The organism is Nocardia sp. CA-107356 (assembly GCF_050946365.1).
GTDB lineage: Bacteria > Actinomycetota > Actinomycetes > Mycobacteriales > Mycobacteriaceae > Nocardia.
The window spans coordinates 7861155-7875027 of record NZ_CP191992.1; the positions used below are offsets into that span (position 1 = coordinate 7861155).

The following is a 13873-nucleotide window of genomic DNA, read 5'->3' on the forward strand; positions in this document are numbered from 1 at the left end:
GTCGCACGCCCCATCCCACTTGTCAAGAACGAGCATTCGTTTTATTTTGGAACCATGCCCCGAGTCAGTACAGAACACCTGGAGCGCCGCAGGCAGCAGATCCTCGACGCCGCACAACTCTGCTTTGCCCGCAAAGGCTTTCACGAGACGTCGATGCAGGACATCTTCAGCGAATCGGGGCTCTCGGCCGGTGCGGTCTACCGCTACTTCAAGAGCAAGAACGACATCATCGCTGCACTGGCCACCGAGACCACCGTCGAACTGCGGGCCGCAATGACCAGGGCGATTCGGTCCGATCCGCTGCCGACCCCAGCCCAACTCATCCGACTCATCGCCGAGCAGGTGGTCGAGCGGAGCGGTCCGGAGGGGCCGGTCCGGCTCGCACCACAGGCGTGGGCGCTGGCGCTGGTACACGCGGAGGCGGCCGAATACGTCAAGGACGCCGTGCTCGCAATGCGCGAGCGATGGTACGAGTACACCGAGCGCATGGTGGACGTTGGCTGGTTACCGCCGGATACCGATATCCACGCGGTCGCGACGGCCATCCTGGGCCTGGTACCGGGATTCATGTTGCAGCACTTGATCATCGGCGATCTGGATCCAGAAACGCTGGCTCGTGGCGTGCAGACCCTGCTGCCGTATGGCCAGCCTGCCGCCCCGTCGGTCGACGTCTAGACGACGCATATCCAGTGGCCGCCTCGCATAAGGCGCACACATTGCGCGAGGCGATAACTGATTGTGCGGCAGCGTGTTGCCTTTAGAGCCAGCCCAGGCGTTCGGCGGCGCGCACGGCCTCGGCGCGGGTGCTGGTTCCGGTTTTGCCGATGGCGGACGAAAGGTGGTTGCGGACAGTGCCTTCCGATAGGTGGAGCTTTTTGGCGATCGCGCCCGCGGTCGCACCGTCGGCCGCGGCGGCGAGGACCTCGCGTTCGCGGGCGGTCAGTGGTGAGGTGCCGACGGTCAAGGTTTCGGTGGCGAGCGCGGGATCGACCACACGTAAGCCCAGGTGGACTCGCCGCACCGCATCCGCGAGTTCGCGGGCCGGAGTGTCCTTGACGACGAATCCGCTTGCGCCCGCGTCGATTGCGCGCCGCAGATAGCCCGGTCGACCGAAGGTCGTGACCATCAGGATGCGCAGGTCCGGATGCGCGGTATGCAGTTGCGCCGCGACCGCGATGCCGTCCAGGCCCGGCATTTCCACATCCAGCAGCACCACATCGGGGGTCGTGCGTGCCACGGCGTCGAGTACTTCGTCACCACGTCCGACCTCGGCGACCACCTCGAGATCGGACTCCAAGCCGAGCAGCGCGGCGAGTGCACCACGGACCAGCGCCTGATCGTCGGCGAGCAGGAGGCGGATCATGCGCTGCCCCAGGATGTCAGGCGCGAGAATGGCTCTGAGCATGCATATTTCGCTGGTTCATGGCCATTTCCGCGATGATTCGGCGGTAGATGCACGCCTGGACCCATTTCACTCGACTGCGGGCACCGTGGCACGCACACGAACTCCACCTCCTTCGGGCGACGACAACGTCAATGTTCCCCCAGCGGCCCGCACCCGTTCACGCAGGCCGGACAGGCCCGTCCCGGACTCGGGGTCCCCGAGCCCGCGACCATCGTCGACCACTTCGATGCTCGTATCGGTCACGGTGACCGTGCAATGCCGGGCAGCACTGTGCCGGATCACATTGGTCACCGCCTCGCGCAGTACCCAGCCGAACAATTCACTGTTGCCGATCTCGGGCAGTTGCGCGGCATCCGGAAGCGCCGCGTCGATATCGGCGGCCGCCAACGCCGTTCGCGCATTGGCCAATTCACCGCGCAGCGAGACCTCCCGCAGACCGCCGACGGTGTCGCGAACCCCGGCCAACGCCTCGCGCGCCAACCGCTCGACATCGGCCATCTCGGCCTTCGCCCGCACCAGATCCACATCGATGAGGCGTTGCGCGAGTTCGGTTTTCACCGTGATCACGGTCAGCGAATGTCCGAGGATATCGTGTACGTCGCGCGCGACGCGGTTGCGTTCCTCGACAATTGCGAGCTCGGCCTGCTGCCGTCGGGTCAACTCGGCCAACCGATCGCCTCGTAAACCCAGCTGCCTGGCCACCCAGATCACGACGGGCACGAAGGACACGTAGAACGGCACACCGGACAGCCTCGGCAATGCCACCGGCACGAGCAGCAGCGCGAGCATGACCGTGACCGCCACATATCCCGATTCACGCGACGGCATATGGAAAATGGCGATCACGCCGACAAAGATCAAGGTCGGCATGGCGACCGGGCCGAGCAGCGCGATCAACGCCGCGGTGCACGCCAGCATGGCCGCGAGCACCGGCCACATTCGCCAGTCGACCGGACGGTCCACCAACGGGTCGCTGCGGCTGGGCCGACGGAAGACGATGAAGGATCCGACGATCAACGCCGCATAGGCGAGCAGTGCCGCCGTCGCCAAACTCGCCGTCGGCTGCTCCCCGTCCACCCAACTCTGGATAACCGGTCCGACCATGTACGACAGCCACGCCACCGACATGAGCCCGCCGAACCACCCGCGCCGCTTCCCGTCCGCTGCGACTCCCCCGTCCTGGACTACCCGATCCAACAGCTCGGACGCCGCCCCGCCCCGCAGCGAATCGAGCGCGGACTTCACACCCATCGCTGCCCCCGCCCCGCCACCGTGCAGGCGAACCCCCGGTACCGGCGCGCATACTGGCTGATCACGAGCACCGACGCTACCGAACCGACCCCGCCCGATATCGCCGATACTCCTCGCACCGCCCGAATCACTCGCACCGCGCGGCTCGCACAGCCGCCCGGCACCGCATTGAAAGCCGACACGATACGGCCGCCCGGCACCCCATGGCCAGCACATACGGCATCGCCGACGAGCCCAACGCACCCGCAGCGCATCGCGTCGTCAACTCGCGCGACGCCGCCCGGCATCGCATCACCAACCCACCCGACACCGCCGACAAGTCTCGCGCACCCACCTCGCATCGCACGGTCAACTTGCACGACGCCACCGCCCGGCACATCACGGCGACCCGGCACCCGCGTGGCCATTCGGCGCGCCACCACATGGCCACTCGGCGCGGCATCGCCGACGAGCCCGGCGCACCCGCATCGCGTGGTCAACTCGCGCGACGCCGCCCGGCATCGCATCGCCGACCCACCCGACGCCGCCACCACACGACGGCCCAGCACCACCTGGCCACTCGGCACGGCACAACCGCATACCGTGCGGGGCGGGTGGCCGGTGCTGCCCGGCGGGTCAGCGAGCGGTGTCACGGCGGAACAGGATGGCGGCGCCGCCGACGAAGACCGTGGCCCACGCGATGACATTGAGGATCGCCAGGGCCACCGATGTGGTGCTGGTGTCACCGAAGGGCATGCGGGCCAGGGTGGCTACGCCATTGGTCGGGAAGATCTTGGAGACCGTCTCGAACCAGCCGTGCAAGGGCATGAACAGGCCACCGGCGAAGGACAGGCCCGCGAGCGCGGGACCGAGCAGCTGCATGACGTTCTCCGAGGGCAGCAGGTAGCCGACGAACAGGCCGAAGGCGGCGAAGACCAGGGAGCAGATCCAGGCGAGCAGGAAGCAGCTCACCCAGGCGGTGACCGTCAGATGGGCACCGAAGATTCCGCCGATGACGAAGACCGCGGCGACCGACACCAGGCCGAGCACCATCGCGACGGCGACCTTGGTGGCGATATAGGCGATCGGATGCAGTGGGGTGAGCCGCAATTGGCGGCTCCAGCCCTGCGCGCGTTCGATCGCGACCATGGCACCGCCGCTCGTGGTCGCCAGCATCGCGCCGTACACCGCCATCGAGACCATGACGTAGCCGGTGACATTGCCCGAGCCGAAAGACTGTGTCTTGTAATCGGATTGCAGGCCGAAGATGACGAAGAACAGCGGCGGCATGATCAACGTGAAGATCATGGTGCGCCGGTTGCGCAGCATGCGGCGCAGTTCCAGGCGCAGGAAGCCGACACTGAAGCCGCCGAGCGGTACGTGCGTCGAAACCGCCTGTGGGGCGATGGTGGTCATATCAGTTGTCTCCCGTGGTGAGCGCCAGGAATGCGGATTCGAGATTGTGCGAGGTGATTTCGAGATCTACCGCGGCGGTCTCGGTGAGCAGATAGCGGGCGATGGCGTCGGAGTCCTTGGTGTGCAGGATGATTCGGTCACCACGCAGTTCGACATTGTCGACGCCGGGGACCGCGAGCAGCCGAGCCGGATCGGCGCTGGGCAGGGTGGCGCTGACGGCACGGCCAGCGACCAGGTTCTTGATCTCGGCGGCGCTGCCGTCGGCGACCACCCGGCCCGCGCGCACCAGCACGATCCGGTCGGCATAGGCATCGGCCTCGTCGAGATAGTGGGTGGCGAACAGCACGGTCCGGCCGCGGTCGGAGTCCTCGCGCATGGCATTCCAGAACTCCCGGCGCCCTTCGACATCCATGCCGGTGGTCGGCTCGTCGAGGACGATGAGATCCGGATTGGGGAGTAGCGCCAGCGCGAATCGCAGGCGCTGCTTCTGCCCGCCCGAGCATTTGCCGACCAGACGCGCGCCGATATCGGCGATACCCGCGCGGGCCAGCACCTCCTCGACCGAGCGCGGATGTGCGTGCAGCGTGGCCACCAGTTGCACGGTCTCGGCGACGGTCAGATCGGGCAGCAGCCCGCCCGACTGCATGACCGCCGAGATGCGGCCCGCCGCAAGCGCTTGCGCCGGTGTGCCGCCGAAGACCTGCACGCTGCCGGAGTCCGGTGCAGCCAGACCGAGCAGCATATCGATGGTGGTGGTCTTACCCGCGCCATTGGGGCCGAGGAAGGCGACGATCTCCCCCGGCGCGACCACCAGTTCGAGTCCGTCGACGGCGCGCACCTCGCCGCCACCCGGGAGCCGGAAGCTCTTGTGCAGGTCGCGCAGTTCGATCGCGGACGACGCCCGGTGCCTGCCCGAGCCCCCCGCCGCGGCGAAGATGGCCGTGGATGTCAGTGCCGATGTCATGACTCAACGGTCACGCAATCAGCGGCCCGGTACCTCGCATGAGTGTCACGAACCTGCCATGACATCTGTCATGACATCGGCGTGGCGCCGCTCAGGGCAATAGTCCCTGCCTGGCCTTACCCGCGCCGGAGAGCACCAGCAGCAGCATGGTGGCCAGCGCCTGATCGTCCAGACCCGCGGCCGGGAAGGTGTAGCGCAGGATGACATCGGCCTGGCTGCCGCGACTGATCAGTGTGATCGAGCCGAACTGAATCGCGCTATTGCGCTCGGCGACTCGCTTGTGCAGCTGCGGCTTCAATGGGCGGTCCCAGGCCAGCACGCAGGTCAGCGTCAGCACATCCAGGCCGGGTGCCAAGGTCACCGCCCGCAGCGAGCACAGCGCGCCCTCGTACTCGAAGCCGATCGAACCCTCGGGGTCGACCCGCACATCGACGTCATAGAGCGACAGACAGGCGCCAGCCCTGGCCTGTAGCTCCTGCTCGGGGGTCACTGCTGCGTCCATGTCGGTGCCGCCGTTCATCTGGTGCCGCCGTTCACTTGGTCCCCCCGAAGCGACGGTCACGCGAAGCGTACTGGAGGCAGGCCTCCCACAAGTTGCGCCTGTCGAAATCGGGAAACAGCGTGTCCTGGTAGACGAATTCGGCATAGGCGGACTGCCAGATGAGGAAGTTCGAACTGCGGAATTCACCGGAGGGGCGCAGGAACAGGTCGACGTCCGGCATATCCGGCTCGTCGAGGTACTTGGCGATCGTCGCCTCGTTCACCCGCTCCGGATCGATCTCGCCCGCCGCGACCCGACGCGCGATTTCCCTTGCGGCGTCCGCGATTTCGGCACGACCGCCATAGTTGACGCACATGGTGAGGGTCATCACCGTGTTGTCCTTGGTCAGCTCCTGCGCGGTCTCCAACTCGTTGATCACGCTGCGCCACAATCGCGGTCGCCGCCCCGCCCAGCGCACCCGCACACCCATCTCGTGCATCTCGTCACGGCGGCGGCGGATGACATCGCGGTTGAACCCCATGAGGAAGCGCACCTCCTCCGGGCTGCGCCGCCAGTTCTCGGTGGAGAAGGCGTAGGCCGAGAGCCACTTCACCCCGATCTCGATACAGCCCTCGACGGTGTCCATCAGCACCGCCTCGCCGCGCTCGTGGCCCGCGGTGCGCGGCAGCCCGCGCTCCTGCGCCCAGCGCCCATTGCCGTCCATCACCAGCGCCACGTGTTTGGGCACCAACTCCGCCGGCAATTCCGGCGGCGTGGCACCCGAAGGGTGCGGCGACGGCGGACGGACGGTGCGTTCGGCACCCGACCGTGCGCTGGTCGACCTGGTCGGCGCGGCAGAGTCTCGACGGAGGATCACGACAACCATCCTGCCTGATGGTTGTGGAGAACTTGTGTCCAGGTCAGCCGGTTTGTCCGGCGGTCGCGGACGCCGAAACGGCCGTCGCATCGGTCGAGCGCGACCGCTCGACCAGCGGAAGAGTGCGCAACTGACGCTCGAGATGCCACTGCAGGTGCGCCGCGACCAAGCCGCTGGCCTGTCTGCGGATCTGGTCGGGGACCTGCTCGACGTAGTCCCACTCGCCTTTCAGCAGGGCGATCAGCAGGTCGAGGACGCCGGGGGCCGGGGTGGCGGAACCGGGCGGGCGGCAGTGCACACAGACAGCGCCACCGGCGGCGACGTGGAACGCGCGGTGCGGACCGGGCGTCGCGCAGCGCGCGCATTCGTCCAGCGCGGGGGCCCAACCCGCAAAACCCATGGCGCGCAACAGATATGCGTCGAGGATCAACTCGTGCGGGCGTTGTTTGGCGGCGATCGCCCGCAGCGCGCTCGCGGTCAGCGCGTGCAGCTTCGGTGCGGGTGCGCGCTCCTCACCGGCCAGCCGTTCCGCGGTCTCCAGCACCGCGCAGGCCGTGGTGTAGCGCCCGTAGTCGTCGACGATATCGGCGGCGAACGCCTCCATGGTGTGCGCCTGGGTGATCGTGTCGAGATTGCGCCCCGGATGCAGTTGCACATCCACATAAGCGAACGGCTCCAGCCGCGCCCCGAACCGCGACTTCGTCCGCCGCACCCCCTTGGCCACCGCCCGCACCAACCCGTGCTGCCGCGTCAGCAACGTGACAATGCGATCCGCCTCGCCCAGCTTGTGCTGGCGAACCACCACCGCCTCATCCCGATACAAACGCACGCCCTCATCCTCCCACGAACCCCTGACCCCCACCGCCAGGCGCGGCGCAGCAATGCTTGCTCGCCGTGTGCTTCGGATGCGCCATGGCTGGAAGAGCCCGGTCTCGAACCATGAGCGTCGATCTCATAGAACGCCTGCGGACGGTTCGAAAGCGGCGGAATCTCACTCGGTGAGAGCTTGTCCAGGGCCGAATGGAGAGCCGAGCGCCGACGCAGCGAGACCGAGAATGCCCAGCCCACCAACTCCGAATCGTGGCCGCACGAGGCACCCGACCAACCGCTGAGCGTGACCGAAGCGCACCGGACCGTGCAGCGACATCGCGAATGGCGCGCCGACGGGTGTCTACGCAAGGCCGCGGCCTGGAATGTCCTGGTGGAGTCGGGCAACATCGAACCGGACACAGGTCGACAGGTCTGAACCCGGGGTCTGCTGACATCGACGCCCGGGTAGTGCGTCGACCGCCGACCGAGGTGAACGGATCTTTTCGAGGAGGGAGTGATCGGATGCGGGGAGATCGGGTGCCGTTCGATCTGGTGGGTTATCAACGGCGGGTGCGGTCAGGGCCATGCTTCATCTGCGACCTTGTTGCCGGTGCGCCGGGGTCCGAGCACGAGGTTGTCTTCGATGACGATGTGCACAGTGCTTTCCTGGGGAGATATCCGACGATGTACGGACATGTTCTGGTGGCTCCGAAGGCGCATGTCGAACATGTCGTTCGGGACTTCGACGAGGCTGCGTACCTGCGGTTGCAGGCGGTGGTATATCGGATCGCACGAGCCGTCGAAGCCGTTGTGCCGTCGGAGCGCACCTATGTGCTCTCACTCGGGAGCCAACAGGGCAACGCGCATGTGCACTGGCATATTCAGCCGCTCACGCCCGGCACACCTTATGAGCGCCAGCAGTTTCATGCGCTGATGGCCGAGAACGGGGTGATTCCTTGGTCGGCCGCGGAGGCGGCGGAGTTCGGCGGGCGGCTGCGAACGGAACTCGGTTCGGGAGCGTAGCTCAGCGGCTATGATCTTCGGATGCGCGGAATTCGCTTCTGCTCAGCGGTTTTGGCGGTGGTCGGTGCCATCGGTGTCGTAGGTTGCGGGGATACGGAACCGAGCAAGCCCAAGCCCGACGAAACGGCGTTCGTGTCGGTGACGGAGCTCGACCCGACCATCATTGTCGATGCGCGGTACTTCGGAGAGCACAACTTCATCGGCGGGCGGATCAACGGGTATGAAGCGCCGAAGTGCCTGTTGACCAAGGAGGCAGCCGCGGCGCTCGCTGACGTGCAGCGGGAGTTGCGGCCGATGGGACTCGGGTTGAAGACCTACGACTGCTACCGACCGCAGCGCGCGGTGGACCAATTCGTCAGTTGGGCAAAGGATCTCGGCGACACCAAGATGCGGGCGGAGTTCTATCCGACGGTGGAGAAGGCGAATCTGTTCCGCGACGGGTATATCGCGGAGAAGTCCGGACACAGTCGTGGCAGCACGTTGGATCTCACGATCGTCGCGCTACCGGCGGCCGATCAAGACCAGTATCACGACGGTGATCCGCTGCACGCATGCACACTGCCCGCCGACCAGCGATTCCGGGATAACAGCCTCGACTTCGGCACAGGCTATGACTGCTTCGATCCGCTGGCGCATACGGCCGCCCCAGCACCGAGCGGCACCCAGCGCGCGCTCCGTGAGCTACTGACGAACCTCATGGACGAGCACGGCTTCAAAAACCTCGCCGAGGAGTGGTGGCACTTCACCTTGAAAGCCGAGCCCTTCCCCGAAACCTACTTCAACTTCCCCATCCACTGATGTTCCGTGCCTCGCATAACGAGTGGTCTCCTCACAGCGACCTATGCGAAGAGACCATCAGCAATGCGACACCCCTGCAACCGCGCCGTCAGGTGCGGAGAATGCCGCCGATGAGCAGCATCAGGGACTGTTGGGCCTGGGCGCGGGCGGCGTCCTTATCGGCCGCGTGGGCGACGATCAGGCCCGCTTCGGTGACCGCGCTGAAGATCAGCTGGGCCAGCACCGGAATGGGCGCGTCGGCGATCAGACCTTCGTCGCGGGCGCGCTCCAGTTCGGAGACGATCAGCCCCAGCCCGTGGCGCACCTCGAATTCGCGAAAGGCCTGCCACCCGAGTACGGCGGGGCCGTCGTAGAGGGTGATGCGGATCATCTCGGGGCGCTGGCAGATCTCCAGGAAGGTATTGAGGCCGATGGCCATCGAGGTGAGGATGTCATCGGGATTCACTGCGCCGATGGCGTTTTCGATTTCCGTGGTGCCCTCGACTTCCAGTTGTTCGAGCACTGCGAGGAACAGCCCGCGCTTATCGCCGTAGTGGTGGTGCAGTGCGCCGCGGGTGACCCCCGCCTCGGTGACGAGTTCCTCGGCCGAGGTCGCCGCGAACCCGCGCTCGGCGAACAACCGGCGGCCGGCCTGCTCGAGCGCGGCTCGGGTGGCACGGGAGCGATCCTCCTGACTACGGCGTTGCATGCAGCCGAGTGAACTCCAGGATCGTTTCGGAGAGCAACTCGGGCTGATCTTCGGACAGGAACGTGTAGGAGTCGTCGATGAATTTCAGGGTGGAGTTCGGCAGTTCGGCGGCCAGACGCTCGGCGAACTTCAACGGGAAGATCTTGTCCTCGCGGGCCCACGCGATCAGCACCGGAACCCGCACCGACGGGAATCGGGTGGCAGCGTCGAGCGTATAGCGGCGATGCACGGTCTTCAGGAAGCGTCGCAGATCCTTGCGGATCGCCGCCGAATTCCGGCTCGGCAGCAGATAGGAGTCGGCGATCTCCGGCGGGACCGGGCGCTTTGTCACCCAGCCGAACGCGATAGGCAGGCGGTGCAGTGCACGAATACGCATCAACTCGGTCAGCGGCCGCAGCGAACCCGGCATCCGCGCCAGCACCGGTAGCGCTGCGAAGGCCGGAGGGAAGAACCCTTCGTAGGCGTCGCACGAGGTCAGCACTACGCGACCGATCCGCTCCGGTCGCCGGGTCAGCAACACCTGGGTGATCGCGCCGCCGGTGTCATTGGCGACGATGGTGACGTCGGTGAGGTCCAGTCGCTCCAGGAAGTCGGCGATCAGATCGGCGACCCCGGTTGGCGTGAGATCCGCTGCGGGGACCGGGATTTCGTGTGAGCCGAGCGGCAAGTCCGGACTGAGACAGCGATAGCCCGCCGCCGCGATGGCGGGGACGACCTTGCGCCAGAGATCGGAGTTGACGAGCAGGCCGTGCACGAATACGACCGGCGCGCCCTCCCCTGTGTCGTGATACCGGATGCGGCCGCCGGGTAGGTCTACCTCGTGACTGCGGCCGAGTGACGTACTGATTCCCATGGTTCCTCCATGTGTTTGCAGTGCCTACCCACTGTTACATACATCCCGTATGTATGTCTAGGTTTCCGCCTCCTACCTCGGGTGGAGATTTGCGACGCAATGTGGACGACTGACCAGCTCCGCGCTACCGTGCAACGAAAGAATGAAGGAGACGGAGTTCCCATGACGGTGTCCGACCCCAGCCTGCGCCCAGCCGAGACCGCCGAACTCGGACTCGCCGACTCCGCGGCGGCACTCGCACAGGGCACGATCAGCTCCGTGGCCGCGGTCGGGGCCGCGCTCGACCGGATCGAGGCCAGCCAGCCGAGCCTCAACGCCTTCCGAATCGTTCGGCGCGCACAAGCACTCGCCGAGGCGGCCGAGGCCGACGAACGCCTGGCCGCTGGCGAACGACTCCCCCTGCTCGGCGTGCCGATCGCGATCAAGGACGATACCGATATCGCCGGTGTGCCAACGGCATTCGGCTGCGGGGGCGATCTGCCCCCGAAAACCGAAGACGCGGAATCGGTTCGGCGGCTGCGCGCGGCCGGTGCGGTGATCGTCGGCAAGACCAATACCTGCGAACTCGGTCAGCTGCCGTTCACCAGCGGCGCCGCTTTCGGGCACACCCGCAATCCCTGGGGCGCCGCGCATACGCCCGGCGGTTCATCCGGCGGTTCCGCGGCCGCCGTCGCGGCCGGATTGGTACCCGCCGCACTGGGTTCCGATGGCGCGGGCTCGGTCCGCATCCCGACCGCGTGGACCAACCTGGTCGGCATCAAGCCGCAGCGCGGCCGCATCTCCACCTGGCCGCAGGCCGAGGCCTTCTATGGTCTCACCGTGAACGGACCGCTGGCGCGCACCGTCGCCGATGCCGCACTGCTGCTCGACACGGCCGCCGGACCGCATCGAGGCGATCTGCACACCCCCGAACCACTCACCGTATCCGATGCCGTCGGCCGTGATCCGGGGCGACTGCGCATCGCACTGTCGCTGCGAATTCCGTTCACCGCCACCAAGACCGCGCTGCATCCGGAGGTCGAGGTCGCGGTCCAGCGCATCGCCGCAACGCTGCGCCGCCTCGGGCATGCGGTGACCGTGGCGGATCTGCACTACGGCATCATGATCGGCGCATCCTTCCTGCCGCGCTCGATGGCGGGCATCCGGGCCGCCTACGACAACATGCCCGGCGCGCAGGTCGATCCGCGCACCACCGCGAACGTGCGGTTCGGCCGTGCCCTCAGCGGACCGGCACTGTTCGCCGCGCGCCAGGCGGAATCATTGCTGCACAAGCGAATCGGCGGCTTCTTCCGCGACTACGATCTGGTGCTGGCGCCGACCACCGCGACGCCACCGCCGCGCGCCGAGGAGATCGATGGCATCGGCGTCAACGCCACCAATGACCTCATCACCGCCGCCTGCCCCTACACCTGGCCCTGGAATGTGCTCGGTTGGCCCGCCGTCAATGTCCCCGCTGGCTTCACCGACGCCGGCCTCCCGGTCGGCGCACAACTGATGGGAACCGCGAACACCGAGCCGCTACTGGTATCGGTTGCGGCACAACTGGAATCGGAATTGCGCTGGGATCGGCACCGCCCCGAACCCTGGTGGTGAGTTCAGCGTTCGGGCGGGATCCAGACCTCGGTATCGCTGCGGGTGCCCGCCGGGCACCCGTCCGGACCCCGGCCGTTGACAACACCCTGCGGATACATCAGCAAGCACTGCTGTGGCTGACCGGACGTCCCGAGGCCGGTGGCGACGAGGATGCCGATGGTCGAGTAGTTAGACGGTACAAGAACTTTCGACGCTAGACCGGGGCGTTTCGCCACCAGCGTTCGAAGAGATCACGACCGGAATTGCCGCCGAATACCCGCAGCTGACAGAAGTTTCGGCCGCCGTCTGCGAATTCGACCTCCAGGGAGCCCGCCGGTCGACCGGCCGGACCAGCGATGTCCTGCCAGATCACCCGGCCCCGGCCCGATGGGCGTTCCCACTGCTCATCACCGGCGACGGGAGCATCGGTGTAGGCCTCTATTCTGCTGACCGTTCGGTTGGAATTGCACTGCACGATAAGGAATTCCAGCGGATCGCGATCGCCGTTGCAGGACAGATAGGTCGACGCTCCCACCGCCTGGTACACATCGATCGGACGCCGTTTGTCATCGACCGCGACACACCGCATGCCCTGATAGCCGCTGTCCGCAGGGGTCCTGGGCAGTAGGTCGGGCAGCACCCGAACCATATAGTTGTGACCACCCCATGATGCGGCACCTGCGGCAACCGTAGTTGTCGGCGGTGTTGTGCTGCTGGACACCGCGACCGCAGACGACCCTGCCGCAGCGTCCGTCGAGGGAGTCTCATGCGAATTCCCGATCAACGCTATCGCACTCGCGCCCCCGAGCACGACGACCGATGCCGCGACGCCGACAGCCAGCGCAATGCGACGACGGGAACGCCCCCTGCCCTGCGTCCGCAGGTCGAGCGTGGCCGCGGCCACCCGCGGTACGAACGCGGCGGCCGCCGCGTCCGCGAGCGCACCGCAGGATGGGTGCCGATGTTCCGGGTTCTTCGCCATCGCTCGTGCGATCACGTCATCGATCGCCTGCGGCAGTGCCGGATTCGCGGCGGTGGCACGCGGGGGCGGGTCCTGGATATGCGCCTGCATCACCGCGACGGCGGTGGTCCGGGGAAAGGGCTTCTGCCCGGTCAGTAGTTCGAACAGTGTGCAGCCCAACGCGTACACGTCGGCCCGATGATCGACCTGGCCTGCCATCAGTTGCTCCGGAGCGGCATAGGCGAGCGTGGCCAGCACCGAACCGACCTCGGTCAGCGCCGTCGTTTCGATTGCGGCCCTAGCGATTCCGAAATCGGTGACATACACGCGATCCGGCTGCCCCGGCCGGGGCTGCAATAGGATATTCGCCGGCTTGACGTCGCGGTGCAGCATCCCGACTCGATGGGCCTCATCGAGACCGCGTGCGGCGGCATCGATAATGTGCAGCGCCCGATCGGGTGTCAGCTCCGCGGGCCCCCGGCGGATGAGCTGGGCGGCATCGATTCCGTCGACGAACTGCATCGCGATCCAGAGACGGCCGTCCTGCACACCGCGGTCGTGCACGGCGACGATATTCGGATGGTCCAGCCGGGCAGCGAGTTCGGCCTCGCGAATGAAGCGCGCGCGAAATTCGGCATCGGTGCTGTGGTCATCCGACAACACCTTCAGCGCGTCGCGACGCGGCAGCCGCGGATGTTTGGCCACGTACACCGCGCCCATCCCGCCGCTGCCGAGCACCCTCTCGATCACATATCCGGCAAAAACCGTTCCCGGAACGAACCTTCCAGCCATATC

Annotated in this window: 15 protein-coding genes; 5 read left to right on the top strand and 10 right to left on the bottom strand. The window is 66.7% G+C overall.

From position 1 onward, the window contains the following. Window positions 1–54 precede the first annotated feature (54 nt). A complete protein-coding gene (locus tag ACQP1G_RS35445) occupies window positions 55–675 on the top strand; it encodes a TetR/AcrR family transcriptional regulator (protein WP_433194034.1) in 621 nt (206 codons plus the stop codon). An 82-nt stretch (window positions 676–757) separates the two neighbouring features. Here ACQP1G_RS35445 and ACQP1G_RS35450 read toward each other — a convergent pair whose 3' ends face one another. From ACQP1G_RS35450 to recO, 7 genes are all read right to left on the bottom strand, one after another. Continuing rightward, the gene (locus tag ACQP1G_RS35450; RefSeq protein WP_433209105.1) at window positions 758–1363 is read right to left on the bottom strand and encodes a response regulator; all 606 of its coding nucleotides are present in this window, start codon (window positions 1361–1363) and stop codon (window positions 758–760) included. 108 nt (window positions 1364–1471) lie between these two features. Beyond that, entirely contained in the window at window positions 1472–2656 is a 1185-nt protein-coding gene (locus ACQP1G_RS35455) for a sensor histidine kinase (protein WP_433194035.1), read from the bottom strand. 615 nt (window positions 2657–3271) lie between these two features. Further along, complete coding sequence (locus ACQP1G_RS35460; protein ID WP_433194036.1) at window positions 3272–4051, bottom strand: ABC transporter permease; 780 nt, start codon at window positions 4049–4051, stop codon at window positions 3272–3274. A 1-nt stretch (window position 4052) separates the two neighbouring features. Beyond that, a complete protein-coding gene (locus tag ACQP1G_RS35465) occupies window positions 4053–5015 on the bottom strand; it encodes an ABC transporter ATP-binding protein (RefSeq protein WP_433194037.1) in 963 nt (320 codons plus the stop codon). A gap of 91 nt (window positions 5016–5106) precedes the next feature. Next, window positions 5107–5517, bottom strand: coding sequence for a hypothetical protein (locus ACQP1G_RS35470; protein WP_433194038.1), 411 nt, complete (start codon window positions 5515–5517; stop codon window positions 5107–5109). Window positions 5518–5548: 31 nt separating this feature from the next. Further along, entirely contained in the window at window positions 5549–6373 is an 825-nt protein-coding gene (locus ACQP1G_RS35475; protein ID WP_433194039.1) for an isoprenyl transferase, read from the bottom strand. 43 nt (window positions 6374–6416) lie between these two features. Continuing rightward, window positions 6417–7202 carry a DNA repair protein RecO gene (gene recO / locus ACQP1G_RS35480; RefSeq protein ID WP_433194040.1) on the bottom strand — a complete coding sequence of 262 codons (786 nt, stop codon included), beginning with the start codon at window positions 7200–7202 and terminating at the stop codon, window positions 6417–6419. A 177-nt stretch (window positions 7203–7379) separates the two neighbouring features. On the opposite strand from recO, the gene ACQP1G_RS35485 reads away from it, so the two are divergent. From ACQP1G_RS35485 to ACQP1G_RS35495, 3 genes are all read left to right on the top strand, one after another. Further along, the gene (locus ACQP1G_RS35485) at window positions 7380–7619 is read left to right on the top strand and encodes a hypothetical protein (RefSeq protein WP_433194041.1); all 240 of its coding nucleotides are present in this window, start codon (window positions 7380–7382) and stop codon (window positions 7617–7619) included. A gap of 86 nt (window positions 7620–7705) precedes the next feature. Further along, window positions 7706–8206 carry an HIT family protein gene (locus tag ACQP1G_RS35490; RefSeq protein ID WP_433194042.1) on the top strand — a complete coding sequence of 167 codons (501 nt, stop codon included), beginning with the start codon at window positions 7706–7708 and terminating at the stop codon, window positions 8204–8206. Window positions 8207–8227: 21 nt separating this feature from the next. Continuing rightward, complete coding sequence (locus tag ACQP1G_RS35495; RefSeq protein ID WP_433194043.1) at window positions 8228–9004, top strand: M15 family metallopeptidase; 777 nt, start codon at window positions 8228–8230, stop codon at window positions 9002–9004. An 88-nt stretch (window positions 9005–9092) separates the two neighbouring features. On the opposite strand, the gene ACQP1G_RS35500 is transcribed toward ACQP1G_RS35495, so the two are convergent. Both ACQP1G_RS35500 and ACQP1G_RS35505 read right to left on the bottom strand, forming a co-directional pair. Beyond that, complete coding sequence (locus ACQP1G_RS35500) at window positions 9093–9692, bottom strand: TetR/AcrR family transcriptional regulator (protein ID WP_433194044.1); 600 nt, start codon at window positions 9690–9692, stop codon at window positions 9093–9095. After that, window positions 9679–10545, bottom strand: coding sequence for an alpha/beta fold hydrolase (locus tag ACQP1G_RS35505; RefSeq protein WP_433194045.1), 867 nt, complete (start codon window positions 10543–10545; stop codon window positions 9679–9681). Before ACQP1G_RS35505 ends, ACQP1G_RS35500 begins: the two co-directional genes overlap by 14 nt. 162 nt (window positions 10546–10707) lie before the next feature. Between ACQP1G_RS35505 and ACQP1G_RS35510 the strand changes: the two genes are divergently transcribed. After that, window positions 10708–12138, top strand: coding sequence for an amidase (locus ACQP1G_RS35510; protein ID WP_433194046.1), 1431 nt, complete (start codon window positions 10708–10710; stop codon window positions 12136–12138). A gap of 193 nt (window positions 12139–12331) precedes the next feature. Here the strand turns inward: ACQP1G_RS35510 and ACQP1G_RS35515 are convergent, their stop codons facing one another. Then, entirely contained in the window at window positions 12332–13870 is a 1539-nt protein-coding gene (locus tag ACQP1G_RS35515) for a serine/threonine-protein kinase (protein WP_433194047.1), read from the bottom strand. Between the last annotated feature and the right edge of the window lie 3 nt (window positions 13871–13873).